This is a genomic window from Amycolatopsis japonica, assembly GCF_000732925.1.
Taxonomy (GTDB): domain Bacteria; phylum Actinomycetota; class Actinomycetes; order Mycobacteriales; family Pseudonocardiaceae; genus Amycolatopsis; species Amycolatopsis japonica.
Window position 1 is genome coordinate 879,777 of the sequence record NZ_CP008953.1, and the last position, 20,261, is coordinate 900,037.

The window sequence follows — 20,261 nt, forward strand, 5'->3', positions numbered from 1 at the left end:
TTTCAGGCGTCAGGAGGCGTCGCCGGCTTCGTCGGCCCGCAGCCGCAGCCAGTCCGGGATGTTCTCGTCCGCACGCGGGAAGCGCCGAAGTTCCTCCGCGAAGGCCTCGGCGGGCGGCGGGTTCCGGAACTCCGGCTCCGCCGTTCCGTTGAAGTTGACCCTGAACGAACCCGGATGGCGCATTTCGAACACGGCGCCCAGCCAGGTGCCCCCGACGGGATTCGCGGCTCCCGCCCGCAGCTCGGCGAACAGGTCCGCGATGACCTCCGGCGGGGTCCACGGGGTGAGGGTTTCCGCCACCGACCGCACGATGGCGGCCGTTTCCCGGTAGTCGCCGATGGCGTTGTACTTGATCTGGACGTAGTCCCAGCCGGGAGGGAGCAGGAACTTCAGCTGGTCGGCGATCTCGGTCAGGATCCGTTCCTGGTCGACGTCACCGAACTTGGCCGGAATCGTCACGCCTGCTCAGCTCCTTCCTGCTGCTCTTCGAGCCGTGCCCGGTACCAGGCCGGAATGTTCTCCTCGTCGCGCGGGAACGCCTCGAGGTCGCGTTGGTAGACCACCGCCGGGACAGGGGGATCCCACAGCGGATCGAAGGTGAAGTTGTAGTGGACGGCGAACGAGCCCGGAGGGTCGAGGATGAGCCGCATCGCCAGCCAGGTGCCCTTCCCCGGTTCGTAAAGGGCCTGACGCGATTCCTGGAGGGCCGCCCGGATGTCGGGCGGCTGCATCTGCGCGCTGCTCCCGTCCTCCATGATCACGGTGATCGCCAGCTCCTCGACCATCGTGGCCATGGTGGCCTTGAGGTCGATCCGCCGCCACCCCGGCGGCGCCTCCTGCAGCACGGCCGCACCGATCTGCTGGACCAGCTGATCGGCCCGCTCCTGGTCAGACATTTGCCGGGGGCTCTGGCCGGAGGGGGGTGTGGGGGGCGACGGGGGCGGGGTTGGGGACATTCACGAAGCTCCTGAAGTTGTAAGTGCGGGTTCCGTCCGGTGCGATTCTCTCGGACATGGTGTGCCACCGGTCCGGGGTCTCCCCGACGGACGGTTTCTCGAGCCAGGTCCGCACCCTGCCGTGGTCGCCACCGCGGCTTTCGGCTGTCCGGCGGTCGGTTTCCGAGTACGCCCAGTTGTTCTCGTCGCTCCCGGCGGTGTGGTTGTTCTGTGTATGCGCTTGGGGGGCGCCGGCGATACGGCCGCCACCCGCGCCGGAGGCGTGGTCCCCGGTGTGGCCGCCTCGTGCGGGCAGGCCGGTGTCCGTGACGCCGATCGCGCCGATCCGGGTCATGACGCTCGTGTTCCCGCGCGGTCCCGCCTTAGTGGAGTAGTCGGGCTCGAACGAGACCGGGCTGTTGCCGTACTGATCGGCGTGGTAATTGAAGTCGCCGATCTTGTACTTGACGCCCTTGAGCGGAAGGCCGTCGGGCCTGTGCGCCTGCGCGTCGTGCATCGTCTGCTTGTCACCGGTTTCGGGGTTGATCCAGCGGTTCTTGGGATCGTCCGGCCGGGTCTCGATATGGGTGAAGCGCGGCGGCACTTCGTTGTTGGTGTAGAAGGTCCCGTGCAGGACCTTGTTGCCGTTGGCGTCCGTCGAGTACACCTTGTACGCGGTGTTGGGAGTGAGTTCCGACCGGGGCTTGTTGCTGAACGGGCCGTCACCATTCGCACTGGGATCCCAGTTCGGCACGGTTTCCGGCCTGGCGTTGGCGGGGGGATCGAAGTCGTCCAGGTCCAGCCGCGGGTTGCCGTTGCCATCGGTACTGAACTCGAACCGGCCCTCGCCGGTGTGCACCCGGTAGTCGACGTCGGGGAGGAGGTGGTCCGTGTCCGGGTTCGCCAGTGAGTTGGACGGATCGGACCCGATCCGGGTGTTCGGGACGTCGGCGTCGACATGCGTGATCTTGGGCGGCACGGAGTCATCGGTGTAGATGGTCGACCGTCGGCCGGAGCCATCGGTGACCTCGTACTTCGTGTTCGGATCCAGCGGCCTCGGGTTGCTGGGATCGTAGAACCGCTCGCCCGGCTGCAACGTGACGTCCCGGCGAGGCGGGGTGTAGTCCGGCTCCTTCCAGCCGCCCTCGATCTCGTGCTGTGAAGGGAAGTCCCTGCCGCGGTCGCGGGCGCTGTCGGCGTCCACGTCGTGCTTGTCCGCGTGCGAGGTGTCCGGGGTGAAGCCGTCGTCGCTCGCCCGGCGGGCGGTGCCGTCGGGGCTGTGGACGTCCCATTCGCCGTTCGGCGGGATCTTGGGCCGAGGGCGGCCGTCGGGGCCGATCTCGTAATCGGACGAGAAGACGCGCCCGTTCGAGTCGGTCCACGCCGGCTTGCTCGGCGCCATCACCTCGGTGTCGAGCTCCCGCGACAGACGGCGCGCGAAGTCGTTCGAGCCGGCGTCGCAGCCGATCAGGCGGATCGGGCGGCCGTCGTAATCCCCGTTGCGTCGCAGGATGTCCGCGAACTCTTCCGGGGTGTAGGTGCGGTTGCCGATACGGGCGTGGCCGTCCGGCGTGACGTGCACGTCGACGGTGTAGCGGCCGTCCGGATCCGGCTGGACGCGGTGCGGCAGGTCGCCCATGTCCGAGTCGCCACGGTGGTACGAGCTGCCCGCGGGCGTGCCTTCGGAATGCCGCTGGTTGACCTCGTCCGGCGTCAGCGGGCGATCCGGCTCGGCGTCGGGGCCGCGGTCGTGCGGGTGACCGTCCGGGTCCTGGCGCGGGCCGTGCCCGTCGGGGCCGTGGCCGTCCGGCGAGTGCGGCGGCCCGGAGTGGCCCCCGGGACCGCGGCCGCCCGGGCCGGTGTTGCCGGGCCCCGTGCCGCCCGGCCGGTTGCCCGGGCCGTGCGTACCCGGCGAACCGGGGGTGCCGGTGTGCGGCTGGGCGCCGGGGCCGAAGTCGTTGCCACGGGCGACCGGCTGCGGCTGATGCGGCTGGTTCGGCCGTCCGCCGGGGCCGGTCTGGCCGGGACCGCGGCTGGGGCCGGTGTGGGTGTCGGGTGTGCGCGGGGCGTGCGGGTCCGGGGTGCGCGGCGAACCGGGCGTACCCGTCCAGCCGCCGCTTTGGGGCCTGCCGCCGGGCGAACCCGGAGTGCCGCCGGAGGTGCCGCCCGGAGCGCCTTGAGGCGGCATGCCGCCCGCCATCGGCTGGCCCTGCGGCGGGACACCGGGCGAACCGTCGCCGCCGGAACCGCCACGCTGCGAAGGCATGTGCGACGGTCCTGCGTCGCCGAGACGCGGCGCCGTGGGTGCGGTACCGCTGGTCGTCGTGCCGCTGTCGGTCGGCCTGGTGGGGCTGCCGCCGTCGTTGCCGCCGTGGTGGCCGGGCGACGGGTCGGAACGAGGGGTGGGTGAACCGCCGCCGTCGCCGCCGTGCGTCCGGGGCGAGCCGCCGTCACCGGTGTGGCTGGGGGAGCCGCCGCTGTCGGTGCGGGTGTGCGGTGCGGGCGAGCCCCCGTCCGGGGTGTGGCTGGGGGAACCGCCGCTGTCGGCCCGCGTGTGCGGAGCGGGGGAACCGCTGTCGGCACGGGTGTGCGGGGTGGAGGAGCCGCTGTCCGGCGTGTGGCTCGGGGAGCCGCCGGTGTCCGTCCGCGTGTGCGGGGCGGGAGAGCCGCCGTCGGGTGTGTGGCTGGGCGAACCTCCGGTGTCCGCGCGGTTCGGGCTCGGCGAGCCGCCGTCGGACGCGCGGTTCGGGGTGGCGGAATCGCCGGGGGAACCACCGTCGGACCGGGTATGCGGCGTCGGCGCGTCGGAACGGGCGGCACTGGAGGAACCATCGCCACCGGCGGAGTTTCCGTCCGAAGTGGACGGTCCGTCGCCGGCGCGGTTCGGGGAGCCGCTGTCGGAGCGGGTGGACGAGCCGCCACCGTCACCACCGCGGGTGGTGTTGGACGGGGTGTCTCCGCTGGACCCGCCGTCGTTCGGACCACTGTTGGTGTCGCCGGAGTTGCCGCCAGTGCCGCTGTTGGTGTCGCCGGAGTTGCCTCCGGAGCCGTCGTTCGGGCCGCTGTCGGTGTCGCCCGAGTTGCCGCCGGAGTTGTCTCCGTTGGAGCCGCTGCCCGAACCGTCGCCGCTACCGCTGCCGGAACCGTCGCCGCTTCCGGATCCGTCGCCGGAGCCGCTGCCGTCACCAGAGCCGCTGCCCGAACCGTCGCCGTCCGGACCGTCCCCGGACCCCGAGCCGGATCCGCCGCCGGACCCACCGGATCCGCCGCCGCTGCCGCCGCGCTGGATGAACCCGCCCGGCTTGATGTTCTTGGTGTTGATCACGTCCAGGCCGGTGACCTTGCCCGCGATCTTGCCGAAGATCTTGATGATCTTCTCGAAGACGTCGGCCAGCTTGCCGAGCAGCGGCGAGACCCGCCGCATCGCGTCGCACAGTTCCTTGAGCTTGTCGGCGATCTTCGCGGCCCACTTGGCGATCGCGGTGACGGCCTGCGCGACCACCACGGGCGTGCCGAAGCCGAGGGAGAACACCGTCTCCATGACCCACGCGATGAGCTTGCCGACCGCGTCCGCGATCAGCTGGCGGATGAACTCACGGACGAACGTGACGATCTCGCCGAAGATCATCACGACGGTGCTGATCGCGCCCGCGACCGTCGCCGCGCCGCTGATCGCCTCGGCCTGTTCCGCGGCCTGCTTGCGGTACTGGTCGGCCGCCTCGCCCGTCCAGCCGGTCGTGCCGTTCTTGACCGCGTTCGAGAACTCGACCTGGGTGTCTTCCAGCTTCTTGGCGACGTTGCCCCAGGTTTCGGAGTACGACTGGATGACCGGCGGATCGCCGGCGACGGCGTCCAGCATGTCCTTCAGCGGCTGCATGTGTTCCATCAGGAACGAGGCCACCGACGACATCAGGTAGCCGAACGGGTCGATCGCCGCGCTGGCGAGCTCGCCCGCGAGGCTCAGCACGCCGAGCCCGCCGCCGATCCAGTCGCCGTTCGAGATGCCGTTGAAGGCGTCCATGGCCGACTCGGCGACGCCGATGCCCGCCCCGTAGCCGTATTCGCTGTTCCCGGCCGTCAGCGGACCCGGGCCGTCGCCATCCGTCGGCGCGTTCGCGACGAGCGGGTTTCCCTCGGGCATCAGTCAGGCACCTGCGCGTTCTTGAACTCGGCGGCGAAGTTCTCGTCCTGCGTCTGGTAGGCGTTGGACGCGGACCGCACGTTGTTCGCCACCGTCGTCGCGGCCTCGACGGCCTTGGTCAGCGCGTTGATGCCGAACTCCTCGACCGGGTCGAGCATCATCCGGAACGGCTGGCAGATGATGCCGTACGCGTCGGTCGGCATGCTCACCTGCTGCGCGGCGTCGACCGCCGTGCGCAGGCCGTCGGCGATGCCGTCGATCTGCTTGGCGTGTGCGTCGAGGTCGGCGCCGAGCTCAAAACCCTTGCCTGCCATGGTTTCTCCCCTCTACCAGGCCGGATGGACGTCTACGAAAGGATGCTGCCGCCGAAGTCGTCGTCATCGTCGTCCTGCGTGCGGCGGCGGCGCGGGATCGGCTTCGGCTGAGGTGGGTTCTGGGGCGGGTTCGCCTGCGAGGGCTCGTCGTCCTCCGGGCCGAAGCGGTGGTGCCGCTCGGGTTCCGGCGGTGCGAGGTTCTCCTCGGGCGGAGCCTCCGGGAAGGTGCTCTGCGCTTCCGCGATCACCCTGTTCGCCGTCTCGTCGCTTGTGCCGACGGTCTCGGCCATCGCCGCCTGCAGCAGTTCCGGGATCCGCGACTGCGCGAGCTGGACGAGGCGCATGACCTGCGACGAGACCTCCGCCATCCGTTTGCCGCTCGCGGCTTCGGAGATGACGAGGTTCGTGAGGAGGCCCTTCGAGTCGATGGTGACCTCGATGGTGTTGTCCTTCGACCGCTCGGTCACGGTCTGACCCTGCATGCGGGCGGCCATCGCCTGATAGCGCGCGGCGGTCTCCTGGATCTGCTTCGTCCAGTTGTCCACCATGCGTTCGCTGGCGTCGACGTTGTCCGGCATCGGGACCCTTCCAAGCTGCGTGCTGACGTCTTCACACTGACGGTCCGGAGAGGTCTCCGGTTCCGGGTGCGCTCGAAGTTTAGTTCCCGTCCGGTGTACCACCCACCGCCGACAAAGTCGGCCCCGTCACGTAGCGAAAGGGCCCTCCACCGCACAAAGTGCGATGAAGAGCCCTTTCACGCCCTGCGAACTGCCGGGGTCAGAGGTTGCCTCGACGCTCCTGCTCACGCTCGATGGCCTCGAACAGGGCCTTGAAGTTGCCCTTGCCGAAGCCGAGCGAACCGTGCCGCTCGATGAGCTCGTAGAACACCGTCGGGCGGTCGCCGATCGGCTTGGTGAAGATCTGCAGCAGGTAGCCGTCCTCGTCGCGGTCGACCAGGATGCGGTGCTCCTTGAGCTTCTCGATCGGCACCCGCACCTCGCCGATCCGCGCGCGCAGCTCCGGGTCGTCGTAGTAGGAGTCCGGGGTGTCGAGGAACTCGACGCCCGCGGCGCGCATCGCGGTCACCGTCGCGACGATGTCGTTGGTGGCCAGCGCGATGTGCTGGCAGCCGGCGCCGCCGTAGAACTCGAGGTACTCGTCGATCTGCGACCGCTTCTTCGCGATCGCCGGCTCGTTGAGCGGGAACTTGACGCGGTGGTTGCCGTTGGAGACCACCTTGCTCATCAGCGCCGAGTACTCGGTCGCGATGTCGTCGCCGACGAACTCCGCCATGTTCACGAAGCCCATGACGCGGTGGTACCAGTCGACCCAGTAGTCCATCTTGCCGAGCTCGACGTTGCCGACGCAGTGGTCGACGGCCTGGAACAGCCGCTTCGGCGCGCCTTCCGGACGGACGACGCTGCTCTCGCGCGGCTCGTAGCCCGGCAGGTAGACGCCGGTGTACTTCGACCGGTCGACCAGCGTGTGGCGGGTCTCGCCGTAGGTCGCGATCGCGGCGACGCGCACGGTGCCGTGCTCGTCTGAGACGTCGTGCGGTTCTTCGAGGATGGTGGCGCCCTGCGAGCGGGCGTGTTCGATGCACCGGTCGACGTCGGCGACCTCGAGCGCGAGGTCGATCACGCCGTCGCCGTGGCGGCGGTGGTGGTCGAGCAGCGAAGAGTCGCGCTGGACACCGCCGGTGATCACGAAGCGGGCCGAGCCGGACTTCAGCACGAACGACTTACGGTCGAAGTGGCCGGTCTCCGGGCCGGAGTACGCGACGAGCTGCATGCCGAACGCGACCTGGTAGAACCACGCGGTCTGCGTGGCGTTGCCCGCGATGAACACCACCGCGTCCATCGACTTCACCGGGAAGGGGTCGGTCGAAGAGTCGTGGTCGACGAGGCCGACGAGCTGACGCAGCTGGTCGTAGCTCACGTCGTCAAGAGCACCCTGGGGTTCCACTGTGTGCGTCATGCCCTGAAGCATCGGAGCACGTGACAAAATGTGCAACGGTCAAAGATTTCACTGCGCACTATGACCAGTCGAAGCAGGGTGCGCGCAGTCAAAGTGGACAACCTGTTCAGGAGGAAGGCTCGATGTCGGAAGCGCTCGACGCACTGGACGCGCGGCTGCTGCTGTTGCTCACCGACTCGCCCCGGCTCGGCGTGCTCGAATGCGCCCGCCGTCTCGGCGTCGCGCGGGGCACCGTGCAGGCGCGGCTGGACCGGTTGACCGAACGCGGGATCCTCGGCGGGTTCCCGCCCGAACTAGACCTCGCGGCGATGGGATACGGCCTCACCGCGTTCGCCGTCCTGGAGATCGCGCAGGGCCGCCGGGCCGAGGTCGCGGAGGCGCTGTCCGCCATCGACGAAGTCTGCGAGGTCCACGCGACGACCGGGCAGGGCGACCTTTTCGTGCGGATGGTCGCGCGCAACAACGACGACCTGCAGCGGGTGGTGGACGAGGTGGTCGGCGCGCCGTACGTGCGGCGGACGTCGACGTCGATCGCGTTGTCGACGCCGGTTCCGCCGCGCGTACGGCCGCTGCTGGAACGGCTGGCGAGGAGCTAGGCGGTGACGGATCCCGGCGCGTTCCTGAACGGTCGGCGCTGTGTTGCGAAAGCCACTTTCGGGACATCTGATGTCCCGAAAGTGGCTTTCGCGACGTGCCCCGTCGACGGCTGGGGCGCTGGTCAGCCCAAAGGGCACAGCGTCGTCGGCTGGGCGGGGCGATCCGCCGGGGCGCGTTGCGAAAGCCACTTTCGCAACTTTCAACGTTGCGAAAGTGGCTTTCGCGGCGTCGCCACATGGACCACGAAGCCGGCGAGGAGCTAGCCCACCTGGCTCAGGTACCGCTTCGCCGACCGCTGGACCGCCTCGTGCCCGTCGGTGCGGATGATCGCGTCCCACCAGGCGCCGTAGATCGCCTCGAACGCGTACGGTTCGAGCAGTTCGGCCGCGCGGCGGACGACCTCGGGGCGCTCCGGGATCAGATTCGGGTAGCTGTACATCATGCCGACGAAGCGGCGGTCCGGGATGACCTGCAGGATGTCGCCCGAGAGCACCGCGCCGCGGCCGTTCTCCCCGCCCGGCCAGTGCAGCACGGTCCCGCCGGCGAAATGCACGCCGAGGTTGATGAGCCGCAGGTCGGGGGCGACGTCGAGGGTCGTCCCGCTCCACAGCTTGATCGCCGGATCCGGCCTGCCGATCCACTGCTGGTCGCCCTCGTGCAGGTAGACCGGCACGTCGAAGGCGTGGGCCCATTCGACCATGGTGGTGTAGTAGTGCGGGTGGCTGATCGCGATGCCGGTGAGGCCGCCGAGGTCACGGACCTTGGCGACGAGGTCGTCGTCGATGAAGCCCGCGCAGTCCCACAGGAAGTTGCCGGATTCGGCCTTGACCAGCAGTGCGCGCTCGCCGATGGCGAAGTTGGGAGTGGACCCGACCCCGATGAGGCCGGGGCCCTGCTCCTCGATGCGTGCCTGGTACGTCCCGCTCGCGCGGACGGTGTCCAGATCGGTCCAGCGCTGTCCGGCCTGCGGGATGTACTGACGTTCGTCCTCGCAGATCGGGCAGTCCGACCGGGGTTCCGCGTACTGCATGCCGCAGGCGACGCAGATGGGTAGTTCGCTCATCGTTTCCCTCCAGAATTCTCCGGAGGTCACGCTAACGGCTCATATGCGCGCCCGGCCATGGGAGCCGGGCGCGCGGGAGGCTACTTGCCGGTGTACGGCACGGCCTTGACGAGCGTCACCTTCTGGATGCTGCCGTTGGGCAGCTCGTACTCGCGGGTCTCGCCCTCTTTGGCGCCGAGCAGCGCCTTGCCGAGCGGGGACTCCGGCGAGTAGACGTCCAGGTCGCCCTCGGTGCCCTCTTCACGGGTCGCCAAGAGGAAGTTCTCGTCCTCGTCGTCGCCGTCGTAACGCACGGTGAGGACCTTGCCCGGTCCGGCGCTGCCGTCGTTGGCGGGCGGCTCGCCCACCTTGGCCGAGCGGAGGAGCTCCTGGAGGTGGCGGATGCGGGCCTCGTGCTGGCCCTGCTCCTCACGGGCGGCGTGGTAGCCGCCGTTCTCCTTGAGGTCGCCCTCTTCCCGGCTGTCGTTGATCTTCGCAGCGATGACCGGGCGGAGCTCGATGTAGTGGTCGAGTTCCTGCTTGAGCCTGTCGTAGGCATCCTGGGTCAGCCAGGTCACCTTTGTGTCGCTCACGGTCACCATCTCCTAGTAGGGCCTGCCAGGCTTGGGTGTACAAGCCGGCCACCGGACCGGCATGGCGCGCCGGCCTGGCTGAGATAAAGGAAAAACACGGCCCGTCTTGGGCCGTGCCGGTAGATCAGAGTAACACGGCGCGAGGTATCGCCGCCGGTGGAATTCGGTCGCGCCTCGGCGTTGGGCGCCTGTTTCACCCCGTTGGCCGCTATGGCCTTGACAGGTACCGTGGTACGTCGTATGAGCATCCGAAGATATCAGCCGTGACCGGCTTTCCGATGCTCTTGATGGTGGTCGTCACCCGGCTGTTCTTCGAACCAGGCTGAACGAGGACCTCTTTACGGCCGCTTTCCGCGCCCGCCTTGTCACGGACCCGGACGACGCACACACCGGGACGGTTCACATCGTCCCTGGTCACGTTGATGGTGATCTCCATCGCGTCGCCCGGCTTCTCGTCAAACGAGACGCGTTCGCCCTCGATGGGCGCGCTGCCGAAGTTCGTGTACGCGACATAGGCGATCCCGCCGCTGACCAGCAGCGCGACCAGGGCGAACACCAGGCGCCGCCAGCGGGCGGGCTTCGCGGAGCGGGTCTTGCCGTACCGGTCTCCCGGCACGTCCATCCGGGTGCTTTCCGCGGTGGGAGCGTCCTGTCCCGTGCTCAACCCGGGCCTCCCGGTTGGTGTCGTCGTGCTCGCAGGGACAATGGGGTCGTATGCGAGTGGTTCCCCTCGAGTATCCGCGCCCGGCCGGGCGAGCCGTCAGGCAGGGTCTGGAGGGGAATAGGGAACGAGAAGGGGACGTTCGGAGCATGGTGTCTGCCGATGAACCGCCGAAGTCACGCCTCCGCCTGATGGCGGTGCACGCGCACCCCGACGACGAGTCGAGCAAGGGTGCCGCCACCATGGCCAAGTACGCCGCCGAGGGGCACGAGGTCATGGTCGTGACCTGCACCGGTGGCGAAGCGGGCAGTGTGCTGAACCCGGCCATGGACCGTCCCGAAGTACTGACCAACATGACCGAGATCCGCCGGGAGGAGATGGCCCGCGCGGCCAAGATCCTCGGCGTGAGCCACACCTGGCTCGGGTTCATCGACTCGGGTCTGCCTGAAGGCGACCCGCTTCCCCCGGTCCCCGAGGGCTCGTTCGCGGTCATCCCGCTCGAAGAGTCCACCGGTGCGCTCGTGAAGGTCATCCGCGAGTTCCGCCCGCACGTGATCGTCACCTACGACGAGAACGGCGGCTATCCGCACCCCGACCACATCCGCACGCACGAGATCTCGGTCGCGGCCTTCGACGCCGCGGGCGAGGCGGAGCGGTACCCGGACGCCGGTGAGCCGTGGCAGCCGATGAAGCTGTACTACGTGCACGGGTTCTCGCGCGCCAGGATGACCGTGTTCCACGAGGGCCTGCTCGCGCGCGGCCTGGAGTCGCCGTACGAGGAGTGGCTCAAGTCGTGGGACCCGGACAAGGCCGACGTCATGGAGCGGGTGACCACGCGCGTCGAATGCGGCGAGTACTTCGAGCAGCGTGACGAGGCGCTCAAGGCGCACGCCACCCAGATCGACCCGAACAGCCGCTGGTTCGCCGTCCCGCGCGACCTGCAGCGCGAGGTCTGGCCGACCGAGGAGTACGAGCTGGTCCGCTCACTGGTGGACAGCACCCTGCCGGAGGACGATCTGTTCGCCGGCTTGAAGGAGGGCTAATGAGTTTCGTGGTGCCGGCGTTCGCCGTCGTTCCGGTGACGGTGTCGTCGCAGTTCCTGGCGCAGCAGCCCGGCAACGGCGACAACGGCGGCCAAGGTGAGGACTTCGGCAAGTCGTCGCCGGTGGGTTTCCTGATCCTGATCCTGTTCCTGATCGCCGTCGCGCTGCTGGTGCGGTCGATGACCAAGCACCTGAAGCGGCTGCCGGAGAGCTTCGACGAGCCCGCCGCTCCCGCGGAGGAGGTTCCCGCTTCGGCCGAGGAGGCTCCCGAAGCCCCGAAGGCCGAGAGCGAGCCGGTCGCGAAGGCCGAGAAGCCGACCGCCAAGTCCGACTGAGCGCTGCCATGAAAGGTCCTTTCCTTGCAAATTTCGCAAGGAAAGGACCTTTCATAGCATTTCCGAAGCGCGTCAGAGGCGCGGGTCGACCGGATCCGACTCCAGCGCCAGCACGGCGAACACGCACTCGTGCACCCGCCACAGCGGTTCCCCGCGCGCCAGCCGCTCCAGCGCCTCGAGCCCCAGCGCGTACTCGCGCGACGCCAGCGCCCGCTTCCGGTTGAGACCCCGCTTGCGAAGGCGCGAGAGGTTCTCCGGCAGCGTGTAGTCCGGCCCGTAGATGATCCGCAGGTACTCGCGTCCGCGCACCTTCACCCCCGGCTGAACCAACCCGCGCGCGCCGCGCGTCAGGTTCGCCGCCGGTTTGACGACCATGCCCTCGCCGCCCGCGCCGGTCAGCTCCAGCCACCATGCGACGCCGCGTGTCACCGACGCCGGGTCGGTGGTGTCGACGGCCAGCGTCCGCGTGCGGGTGAACCGGTCGCCGGTGAGCCGGTCCAGCAGCGCAAGGTGCCACTCGTGCGGCCGGTCGTGGTACGCGTGTCCCTCCGACGCCAGGATCTGGAACGGCGCCAGCCGGACACCGTCGAGGCCGTCGGTCGGCCAGCAGTAACGCCGGTACGCCTGCCGGTACGCGTCCACAGTGGACTCGCGAGTCCTGGTGCGCGCCAACAGTTCCGACACGTCGATCCCGCGAGCCGCGGCCGCGTCCAGTGAAGCGACGGCGGCGGGCAGCACGGACTGCGCCGCCGCCCCGACGGCCGCGTACTGGCCCGAGATCAGCGAACCGGCCTTCGCGCTCCACGGCAGCAACTCCGTGTCGAGCAGCAGCCAGCCGGTGTCCAGCTCCTCGAACAGTTCCGACGCCGCTTCCCGCACATCGGCGAGCAGCCGCGCGTTCTGGTCCGGACTGAAGAACGGACGGCCGGTGCGGGTGTAGACCGCGCCGGGTCCCGGGATCCCGAACCGCGCGGGAGCCACGTCGTCGTCACGGCACACGAGCACGACGGCCCGCGAACCCATGTGCTTCTCCTCGCACAGGACGTGATCGACACCCGCCGCGCGGAACTCGGCGAAAGCCTCCTCGGGATGTTCCAGGTAGCCGTCCGTGGCGGACGTCGAACACGGCGCCATGGTCGGCGGAAGGTACGGCAGCCAGCGCGGGTCGACGGCGAAACGGCTCATCACCTCGAGTGCCGCCGCCGATTGCTCGGCGGAGACCCCGACCCGGCCGTGGTGCCGGGTCTCGACGATCCGCTTCCCGGTGACGTCGCCCAGTTCCAGCACCGCGGGTTCGCGTCCACCCAACGGCCGCGCCGGTTCGAGCGGCCGGGCGGGCTCGTACCAGACCTTCTTCGCCTTCACCGAGACGACTTCCCGCTCCGGATAACGTAAAGCGGTCAGCTTGCCGCCGAACACGCAGCCCGTGTCGAGACACATGGTCCCGTTGATCCACTCCGGCTCCAACGTCGGCGTGTGTCCATAGAGGACCATCGCCTTGCCGCGGTAGTCGCGCGCCCAGGGCAACCGGACCGGCAGGCCGTACTCGTCGGTCTCGCCGGTCGTGTCGCCGTAGAGCGCGGTGCTCCGCACCCGGCCGGACGCGCGTCCGTGGAACTTCTCGGGCAGGCCTGCGTGCGCCACGACGAGCTTGCCGCCGTCGAGGACATAGTGCGCGATGAGCCCTTCGCAGAAGGCGTGCGCCTTCGCGCGAAAGTCCTCGTCCTGCGCGGAAAGCTGCTCCAGCGACTCCGCGAGGCCGTGCGTGGTCTTGACCTTGCGCCCGTTGAGCGCGCGGACCAGTTTCTGTTCGTGGTTCCCGCAGACGACCAGCGCACTGCCCGCCTCGGCCATCGCCATCACGCGGCGCAGTACGCCCGGGGTGTCGGGGCCGCGGTCGACGAGGTCGCCGACGAACACCGCGGTCCGTCCCTCCGGGTGCACGCCGTCGACGTAGCCCAGTTCGACGAGCAGTTCGTCCAGTTCCTCGCGGCAGCCGTGGACGTCGCCGATGACGTCGAACGGTCCGGTGAGGTCGCGACGGTCGTTGCGCAGCGGCTCGACGACGATCTCCGCTTCGGCGATCTCGGCCTCGCTCCGCAACACGTGCACACGACGGAAACCCTCGCGCTCCAACGACTTCAGCGAGCGGTGCAGTTCACCGCGCTGACGCCGGACGACGTGCTCGCCGAAATCGCGGTCCGGCCGGGCCTCGTTGCGTTCCTGGCAGACCTTCACGGGCAGATCCAGCACGATCGCCGTCGGCAGGACGTCGTACTCCTTCGCCAGCTTCAGCAGGCTCGCCCGCGATGCGCGCTGGACGTTCGTCGCGTCGATGACGGTGATCCGTCCCGCTTCGAGCCGCTTCGCCGCGACGTAGTGGAGCACGTCGAAAGCGGCGCCCGAGGCGCTCTGGTCGTTCTCGTCGTCGGCCACCAGGCCGCGGAAGTAGTCGCTGGACAGCACCTGCGTCGGCGCGAAATGCGTCCGCGCGAAGGTCGACTTGCCGGAGCCGGAGGCGCCGACGAGCACGACGAGGGACATGTCGGGAATGGTCAGTTTCATGCCACGGCCTCCTTTCGAGACGTGAAGACCGCCATTTGGGTCGGCGGTCCTGATTCCTGGGACTCCTGTCCCACCGGCAGGTGGCGGACGTCGTAGCCGCGCCGTGCCGCGACTCCTTCGGCCCACGTACGGAACTGCTCGCGTGTCCACTCGAAACGGTGGTCGGCGTGCCGGAACCGGCCTTCTTCGAGGAATTCGAAGTGCCGGTTGTACTCGGCGTTCGGCGTCGTGACGAGCACCGTGCGCGGCGCGGCGACCCCGAACACGGCGTGCTCCAGCGCGGGCAGGCGCTCCTCGTCGACGTGCTCGATCACCTCCATCAGCACGGCCGCGTCGTAGCCGGCCAGCGACGGATCCGCGTAGGTCAGCGCGGACTGCTTCAGGGTGATTCGCGACTTGTCCTTCAGTCGCTTTTCGGCGATGTCGAGTGCGCTCGCGGAAACGTCGACACCGACGATCTCGGTGAACGACGGCTCCTTCTGCAACACGCGCAGCAACGCGCCACCACCGCAGCCGAGGTCGAGCACACGCCGTGCGCCCGCCGCCCGGAGCGCCGCGAGCACACTGCCCTGACGCTGGACGGCCAGCGGTTCGGGCCGGTCCGGCTGCTCGGTGACCCTGGCCTCGGCTTCGGCCGGCACGTCGTCCGCCTCGGCGAGCCGGTCGAGCGCGTACGAGACGATCGGGCGACGTCGTTCGAGGTACCGGTTGGTGATCAGGTCGCGTTCCGGATGCCCGGCGAGCCAGCCTTCACCGACGCGCAGCAGCTTGTCCGCTTCGTCCTGGCCGATCCAGTAATGCTTGTCGCCGTCGAGCGCGGGCAGCAGCACGTACAGGTGCCGCAACGCGTCGACGACACGCTGCGTGCCGGTCAGCCGGAGATCGACGTAGCGGGAATCGCCCCACTGCGGGAATTCGGGATCGAGCGGGACGACCTTCGCCTCGACCTGCCAGCCGAGCGGTTCGAAGAGCTTGTGGACGACCTCTGCGCCGCCGCGCGCGGTCAGCGACGGGACCCGGATCTCCAGCGGGAAACGCTCGTCGACCAGCTCCGGCCGGTTCGCGCACCGGCCGGCCAGCGCCGTGGTGAAGGCGGCCCGCAGCGCCACCGCCAGATACGAGCCGCCCGCGTACGGGCGGTCGTTGACGTACTGGGTCAGCGACGTGCCGCCGCCGCGCACGAGGTCGACCGGGTCGATCTCGACCAGCAGGGAAACGGTGCAGCGCTCGTCGGCCGCCTCCGGGTAGAAGACGTGCGCCGTCCCGGCCGAGAGCGTGAGCGATTGCGCCTTCTCCGGATGCTTGTGCAGGAGAAAGCCGAGGTCGGTGGCCGGGTTCCGGGTGGTGGTCATGGTCAGGAGCACCGGACGAGTGTCGCGCAGACCGCCGCTCCGCGCCCCCGCTTTTCCCGCATGCGACCCTGGTGACATGTCGAACCGCCTGAAGGCCGCGACCAGTCCGTACCTGCTGCAGCACGCCGACAACCCGGTGGACTGGTGGCCATGGGGCGAGGAGGCGCTGGCCGAGGCGAAACGGCGGAACGTGCCGATCCTGCTTTCGGTCGGCTACGCGGCCTGCCACTGGTGCCATGTCATGGCGCACGAGTCCTTCGAGGACGAAGCCACCGCGACGCTGATGAACGCGAACTTCGTCAACATCAAGGTGGACCGCGAGGAGCGCCCGGACATCGACTCGGTGTACATGGCGGCCACGCAGGCGATGACCGGTCAGGGCGGCTGGCCGATGACGTGCTTCCTGACGCCGGAAGGGGAGCCGTTCCATTGCGGCACCTACTATCCGCCGTCGCCGCGGCCCGGGATGCCGTCGTTCTCGCAGCTGCTCGTCGCGGTCGCCGAGGCCTGGGGCGAGCGGCCGGACGAGCTGCGTTCCGGCGCCCGGCAGATCATCGCCCACCTCACGGAGAAGAGCGGGCCGCTGCCCGAGTCCGTTGTGGACGGTGCGGCGCTGGACGCCGCGGTCGCCACGCTGCGCAAGGAGTTCGACACCGGGAACGGCGGATTCGGGGGAGCGCCGAAGTTCCCGCCGACCATGGCGTTGAACTTCCTGCTCCGTCACCACGAGCGCACCGGTGCCGACCTCGCCATGGTCGAGCACACCGCCGAGGCGATGGCGCTGGGCGGCCTGAACGACCAGCTCGCGGGTGGGTTCGCGCGGTACTCGGTCGACGCGGGCTGGGAAGTGCCGCATTTCGAGAAGATGCTGTACGACAACGGTTTGCTCCTGCGGTTCTACGCGCAGTTCCACGGCGTGACCGGGCACGAGTACGCACGGCGGGCGGTCGAAGAGACGGCGGAGTTCTTGCTGCGCGACCTCGGGACGACCGAGGGCGGTTTCGCCGCGTCGCTCGACGCGGACACCGATGGCGTCGAAGGGCTCACCTACGTCTGGACGCCCGCGCAGCTCGCCGAAGTGCTCGGCGAGGAGGACGGTGCTTGGGCGGCCGAGCTGTTCCAGGTGACCGAGCGGGGCAATTTCGAGCATGGCGCCTCGACGCTGCGGCTGCGCGAACCGCATCCAGAGGACGAAACGCGTTATGAGCGAGTCCGCCGCGCGTTGCTGGCCGCGCGGAACGAGCGCCCCCAGCCCGCCCGCGACGACAAGGTGATCGCCGCCTGGAACGGGCTGGCGATCGGCGCGCTCGCCAAAGCGGGCTCGCGGCTCGATCGTCCACAGTGGATCGAAGCGGCGGCTCGCGCGGCGGCATTCCTGATGGACACCCATTTCGTGGCCGGACGCCTGCGCCGGACCTCCCGCGACGGCGTCGTCGGCACGACGGCGGGGGTGCTGGAGGACTACGCGTGCCTCGCCGAAGGACTGCTCGAACTCCACCAGTCGACGGGCGAGCCGCGGTGGCTCGCCGACGCCATCACCTTGCTGGACCTCGCGTTGACCCATTTCGGCGTCCCCGACTCGACGGGTGCCTATTACGACACCGCCGACGACGCGGAAGTCCTGGTGCAGCGGCCTTCCGACCCGACCGACAACGCGAGCCCGTCGGGAGCCTCGGCCTTGGCGAACGCCTTGCTGACCGCGTCCGTGCTGGCCGGGCACGACCGGGTGGGCCGCTATCGCGAGGCGGCCGAGCAGGCGCTCGCCCGGGCGGGACGGCTCGCCGCCCACGCGCCGCGGTTCGCCGGGCACTGGCTCACCGTGGCCGAAGCGGCCGCCGCCGGACCGGTGCAGGTCGCCGTCGTCGGCCCGGATGCCGCTTCACGCGCGGATCTGCTGGCCGCGGCCGTCGCGTCGTTGCCGGACGGAGCCGTCGTCGTGAGCGGGACCCCGGATGCCGAAGGGGTGCCGCTGCTGGCCGATCGGCCGCTGGTCGACGGCACCGCCGCCGCGTACGTGTGCCGCGGGTACGTGTGCGAGCGGCCCGTCACCACCGCCGAGGAACTGCGGTCTCAGCTCACCAGTCCCACGACATAGGGGCGAAGGCACCGCCGCCCGTCTGCGGTGCGCCTGCCGGTTTCACGGTGACCTGTGGCTTCGGCTTCGGTTTCGGAGTGGGTTTCGGCGGCTTCGTGGTGCTGGACGGCGGGACTCCCGTCACCGTGAACGTCCGGGTCGACTTGCGTCCGTCGGTGCAGTTGAGCGTCGCGACGTATTTGCCGGGCTTCTTCACCACGCGCCCGTACCCGCCGTATTTCCCGAAGTTCCCGCCGATGGTCCAGCCGATCGGCTCGGCGAGCCCCGGAGACGTCACCGGGCCTTTCGGGACACACCCGCCCGCGCCCGCCCTGGTTTCGGCGTAGATCTGCTCGCCCGGCCCGAGCGGGGTCGGGCCGAGATACCAGCTGGGATCGGTGGTCGCGGCGGCCGGCGCGACCACCGCCAGCTGCGCGGCTCCGAGCACGAGCGCGCCGATCATGACCTTCTTCAGCATGAGGTTCCCCTTCCTCGTCGGCTGCTGGTGGGAACACGTCCGCGCAGGTCATCAGGTTGCCCCGGGTTTTCGCCGGGGGAGAACACGCGTGAGTTTCTGTCGCTGCGGGCGTAGCGTCGGTAGCGTTGTAATCATGTAATCGAGGAGGCGGGTCAGATGGGACGCGGAAGCTGGAAAGGCCGGGGCGGCTGGCAGCAGGCGGACATCCCGGCGGCGGACGACGCGGCCGCGTGGTTCGGCGGCAGACTCCCCGAAGGCTGGTTCACCGGCGACCCCGAAGTCACGGTGGATCGCGAAGAGATCGTCATCGTCGGCGAACTCCAGCCGCTCACCGGCGAGTACGCCGACGACGCGGCCCGCGCGGCGGCCGAGGACGGCCGGATCAGCCGGTTCCGCGAGGAGACCCGCGACGAGCGGATCGAGATCGCGCGCCAGGCGGAGCACCGCTATCAGCGCAAGGTCGCGTGGGGCGCGAGCCTCGGCGGCACACGGCATCTGTTCACCACGCATTCGGCGCCGGTCATGACCAGGCTGCGGCAGCCGGAACGCCTGGTGCTCGACACCCTCGTCGACGCGGGCGTCGCCCGGTCGCGGTCGGAGGCGCTCGCCTGGGCCGTCCGGCTGGTCGGGGAGCACGCGGACGCCTGGCTCGCCGAGCTTCGGGAGGCGATGACCAAGGTCGACGATCTCCGCTCACAGGGACCGGATCTTTCCTGAGGCCGGGGTCCGCCCGTAGAGTCGGGATTCCGCCGTCTTCACCGAAGTCCTCTTGCGAAAGAAGGCGTCATGGACGGCAGATTCTCCCGGCGTTGGCTGATCAAGGGCGGTCTCGTGGTGGCCGCGAGCCCACTGCTCGCGCCCACGGCCTCGGCGGCCCCGGCCCTTCCCTGGCCCGCGGCCGAAGACATCGTCGCGCGGACGAAACGGCCGGTCTTCCCGGACCGGACGTTCTCGGTGCTCGGCTTCGGCGCCAAGGGTGACGGGAAGACCGACAACACCGCAGCGATCAGGAAGGCGATCGAGACGGCCAACGCGCGCGGCGGCGGACGCGTCGTCGTGCCGAAGGGCACCTTCGTCACCGGTGCGGTGTACCTCAAGAGCAACGTCGACCTGCATCTCGCGGCGGGCGCCGTGCTCGCTTTCGGTTCCGACGCCTCGAAGTTCCCGAACGTGCTCACCCGCTACGAGGGCATCGAGTGCGTGAACCGGTCGCCGATGATCTACGCGTACCGGGAATCCAACATCGCGCTGACCGGGAAGGGCACCCTCGACGCGGCGGGCACGGCGTCCTGGAACAAGGGCAAGGATCGCGAGTACCTGGAATCGTTGGTGGCCAAGGGAATTCCGCCCGAGCGGCGGATCGTCCCCGGCTCCGGGCACGCCATGCGCTCCACGTTCGTCGAACCGTATTCGTGCGACACCGTGCTCATCGAAGGGATCACGCTGAAGAACCCGATGTTCTGGCAGCTGCATCCCACGCTCTGCCGGAACGTCACGATCGACGGCGTCCGCACGGACGCGAGCACCGCGCATTCCAACACCGACGCCTGCGATCCGGAGTCCTGCGACCACGTCGTGATCGTGAACTCCCACCTCGGCGCGCACGACGACAACATCGCGCTCAAATCGGGCCGGGACGCCGACGGCCGCAGGATCGGCGTGCCGTGCCAGAACATCGTCGTCGCGAACTGCGTGATGGACGGCAACTGGGGCGCGATCACCTGCGGCAGCGAACAGACCGGCGGCATCCGGAACGTCTACGCGCACAAGCTCACCGTCACCGGCGAGACGAAGTACGGGCTGTACGTCAAGTCGAACACGTTGCGCGGCGGATTCACCGAGAACGTCAACCTTGACAGCGTCTCCGGCACGTTCGTCCGCTCGGTCGTGTACGTGCTGCCGGACTACAACGGACAGACGGGCGCGTACGTCCCCCGGTTCGGACCGTTCACCCTCAGTCGTTCCAGCAGCACGAAATGCGGGCTGGCGGCGTTCAATGTCCGAGGGTTGCCCAACTCACACGTTCGGGGGCTGCGGGTGGGCGATTGCCGCTTCGACGGCGTCGCGAACACGGAGAACACCCTGAAACACGTCGACGACCTGCGGTTCGAGAACACGACGATCAACGGGGAACCGGTCTGATTCGTCCTGCGC

The 20,261-nt window shown here is 69.3% G+C and carries 18 protein-coding genes; 6 read left to right on the top strand and 12 right to left on the bottom strand.

Annotated elements, in window-relative coordinates:
- Nucleotides 1-9: 9 nt before the first annotated feature.
- The 6 genes from AJAP_RS04440 to hppD form a co-directional block, all read right to left on the bottom strand.
- Nucleotides 10-459, bottom strand: coding sequence for a hypothetical protein (locus tag AJAP_RS04440; RefSeq protein ID WP_051972339.1), 450 nt, complete (start codon nucleotides 457-459; stop codon nucleotides 10-12).
- A complete protein-coding gene (locus tag AJAP_RS04445; protein ID WP_038508360.1) occupies nucleotides 456-896 on the bottom strand; it encodes a hypothetical protein in 441 nt (146 codons plus the stop codon). Before AJAP_RS04445 ends, AJAP_RS04440 begins: the two co-directional genes overlap by 4 nt.
- A complete protein-coding gene (locus tag AJAP_RS44025) occupies nucleotides 889-5,076 on the bottom strand; it encodes a hypothetical protein (protein WP_158509782.1) in 4,188 nt (1,395 codons plus the stop codon). The genes AJAP_RS04445 and AJAP_RS44025 overlap by 8 nt, the downstream gene beginning before the upstream one ends.
- Entirely contained in the window at nucleotides 5,076-5,390 is a 315-nt protein-coding gene (locus AJAP_RS04455) for a type VII secretion target (RefSeq protein ID WP_038508363.1), read from the bottom strand. The genes AJAP_RS44025 and AJAP_RS04455 overlap by 1 nt, the downstream gene beginning before the upstream one ends.
- 32 nt (nucleotides 5,391-5,422) lie before the next feature.
- Nucleotides 5,423-5,968 carry a YbaB/EbfC family nucleoid-associated protein gene (locus tag AJAP_RS04460; RefSeq protein ID WP_038508365.1) on the bottom strand — a complete coding sequence of 182 codons (546 nt, stop codon included), beginning with the start codon at nucleotides 5,966-5,968 and terminating at the stop codon, nucleotides 5,423-5,425.
- A 199-nt stretch (nucleotides 5,969-6,167) separates the two neighbouring features.
- The gene (hppD, locus tag AJAP_RS04465; RefSeq protein WP_038522379.1) at nucleotides 6,168-7,367 is read right to left on the bottom strand and encodes a 4-hydroxyphenylpyruvate dioxygenase; all 1,200 of its coding nucleotides are present in this window, start codon (nucleotides 7,365-7,367) and stop codon (nucleotides 6,168-6,170) included.
- A 122-nt stretch (nucleotides 7,368-7,489) separates the two neighbouring features.
- Here hppD and AJAP_RS04470 point away from each other — a divergent pair, with 122 nt between their 5' ends.
- Nucleotides 7,490-7,963 carry an Lrp/AsnC family transcriptional regulator gene (locus AJAP_RS04470; protein ID WP_038508367.1) on the top strand — a complete coding sequence of 158 codons (474 nt, stop codon included), beginning with the start codon at nucleotides 7,490-7,492 and terminating at the stop codon, nucleotides 7,961-7,963.
- A gap of 260 nt (nucleotides 7,964-8,223) precedes the next feature.
- Here the strand turns inward: AJAP_RS04470 and AJAP_RS04475 are convergent, their stop codons facing one another.
- The 3 genes from AJAP_RS04475 to AJAP_RS04485 form a co-directional block, all read right to left on the bottom strand.
- Nucleotides 8,224-9,027, bottom strand: a complete 804-nt coding sequence (locus AJAP_RS04475) for an MBL fold metallo-hydrolase (protein WP_038508370.1) — start codon at nucleotides 9,025-9,027, stop codon at nucleotides 8,224-8,226.
- An 80-nt stretch (nucleotides 9,028-9,107) separates the two neighbouring features.
- On the bottom strand, nucleotides 9,108-9,608 hold the full coding sequence (gene greA, locus AJAP_RS04480) for a transcription elongation factor GreA (protein WP_016337198.1): 501 nt from the start codon (nucleotides 9,606-9,608) through the stop codon (nucleotides 9,108-9,110).
- Nucleotides 9,609-9,807: 199 nt separating this feature from the next.
- Nucleotides 9,808-10,263, bottom strand: a complete 456-nt coding sequence (locus AJAP_RS04485) for a DUF4307 domain-containing protein (protein ID WP_038508373.1) — start codon at nucleotides 10,261-10,263, stop codon at nucleotides 9,808-9,810.
- A gap of 146 nt (nucleotides 10,264-10,409) precedes the next feature.
- Between AJAP_RS04485 and mca the strand changes: the two genes are divergently transcribed.
- Complete coding sequence (gene mca, locus AJAP_RS04490; RefSeq protein ID WP_038508375.1) at nucleotides 10,410-11,303, top strand: mycothiol conjugate amidase Mca; 894 nt, start codon at nucleotides 10,410-10,412, stop codon at nucleotides 11,301-11,303.
- Nucleotides 11,303-11,638: a hypothetical protein gene (locus tag AJAP_RS04495; protein ID WP_038508378.1), complete on the top strand. Its 336-nt coding sequence runs from the start codon at nucleotides 11,303-11,305 to the stop codon at nucleotides 11,636-11,638. The genes mca and AJAP_RS04495 overlap by 1 nt, the downstream gene beginning before the upstream one ends.
- 72 nt (nucleotides 11,639-11,710) lie before the next feature.
- Here the strand turns inward: AJAP_RS04495 and AJAP_RS04500 are convergent, their stop codons facing one another.
- A complete protein-coding gene (locus AJAP_RS04500) occupies nucleotides 11,711-14,203 on the bottom strand; it encodes a polynucleotide kinase-phosphatase (RefSeq protein WP_038508380.1) in 2,493 nt (830 codons plus the stop codon).
- Nucleotides 14,200-15,567: a 3' terminal RNA ribose 2'-O-methyltransferase Hen1 gene (locus AJAP_RS04505; protein WP_038508383.1), complete on the bottom strand. Its 1,368-nt coding sequence runs from the start codon at nucleotides 15,565-15,567 to the stop codon at nucleotides 14,200-14,202. Before AJAP_RS04505 ends, AJAP_RS04500 begins: the two co-directional genes overlap by 4 nt.
- Nucleotides 15,568-15,631: 64 nt before the next feature.
- Here AJAP_RS04505 and AJAP_RS04510 point away from each other — a divergent pair, with 64 nt between their 5' ends.
- Nucleotides 15,632-17,650 (top strand): thioredoxin domain-containing protein, encoded by a 2,019-nt coding sequence (locus AJAP_RS04510; protein WP_038508386.1) that lies wholly within the window; start codon nucleotides 15,632-15,634, stop codon nucleotides 17,648-17,650.
- Here AJAP_RS04510 and AJAP_RS04515 read toward each other — a convergent pair.
- Nucleotides 17,631-18,107 (bottom strand): hypothetical protein, encoded by a 477-nt coding sequence (locus tag AJAP_RS04515; RefSeq protein WP_038508388.1) that lies wholly within the window; start codon nucleotides 18,105-18,107, stop codon nucleotides 17,631-17,633. The two genes, AJAP_RS04510 and AJAP_RS04515, sit on opposite strands and share 20 nt — an antisense overlap.
- Nucleotides 18,108-18,263: 156 nt before the next feature.
- Between AJAP_RS04515 and AJAP_RS04520 the strand changes: the two genes are divergently transcribed.
- The gene (locus AJAP_RS04520) at nucleotides 18,264-18,824 is read left to right on the top strand and encodes a hypothetical protein (protein WP_038508390.1); all 561 of its coding nucleotides are present in this window, start codon (nucleotides 18,264-18,266) and stop codon (nucleotides 18,822-18,824) included.
- A gap of 69 nt (nucleotides 18,825-18,893) precedes the next feature.
- Nucleotides 18,894-20,249: a glycoside hydrolase family 28 protein gene (locus AJAP_RS04525; protein WP_038508393.1), complete on the top strand. Its 1,356-nt coding sequence runs from the start codon at nucleotides 18,894-18,896 to the stop codon at nucleotides 20,247-20,249.
- Nucleotides 20,250-20,261: the final 12 nt, after the last annotated feature.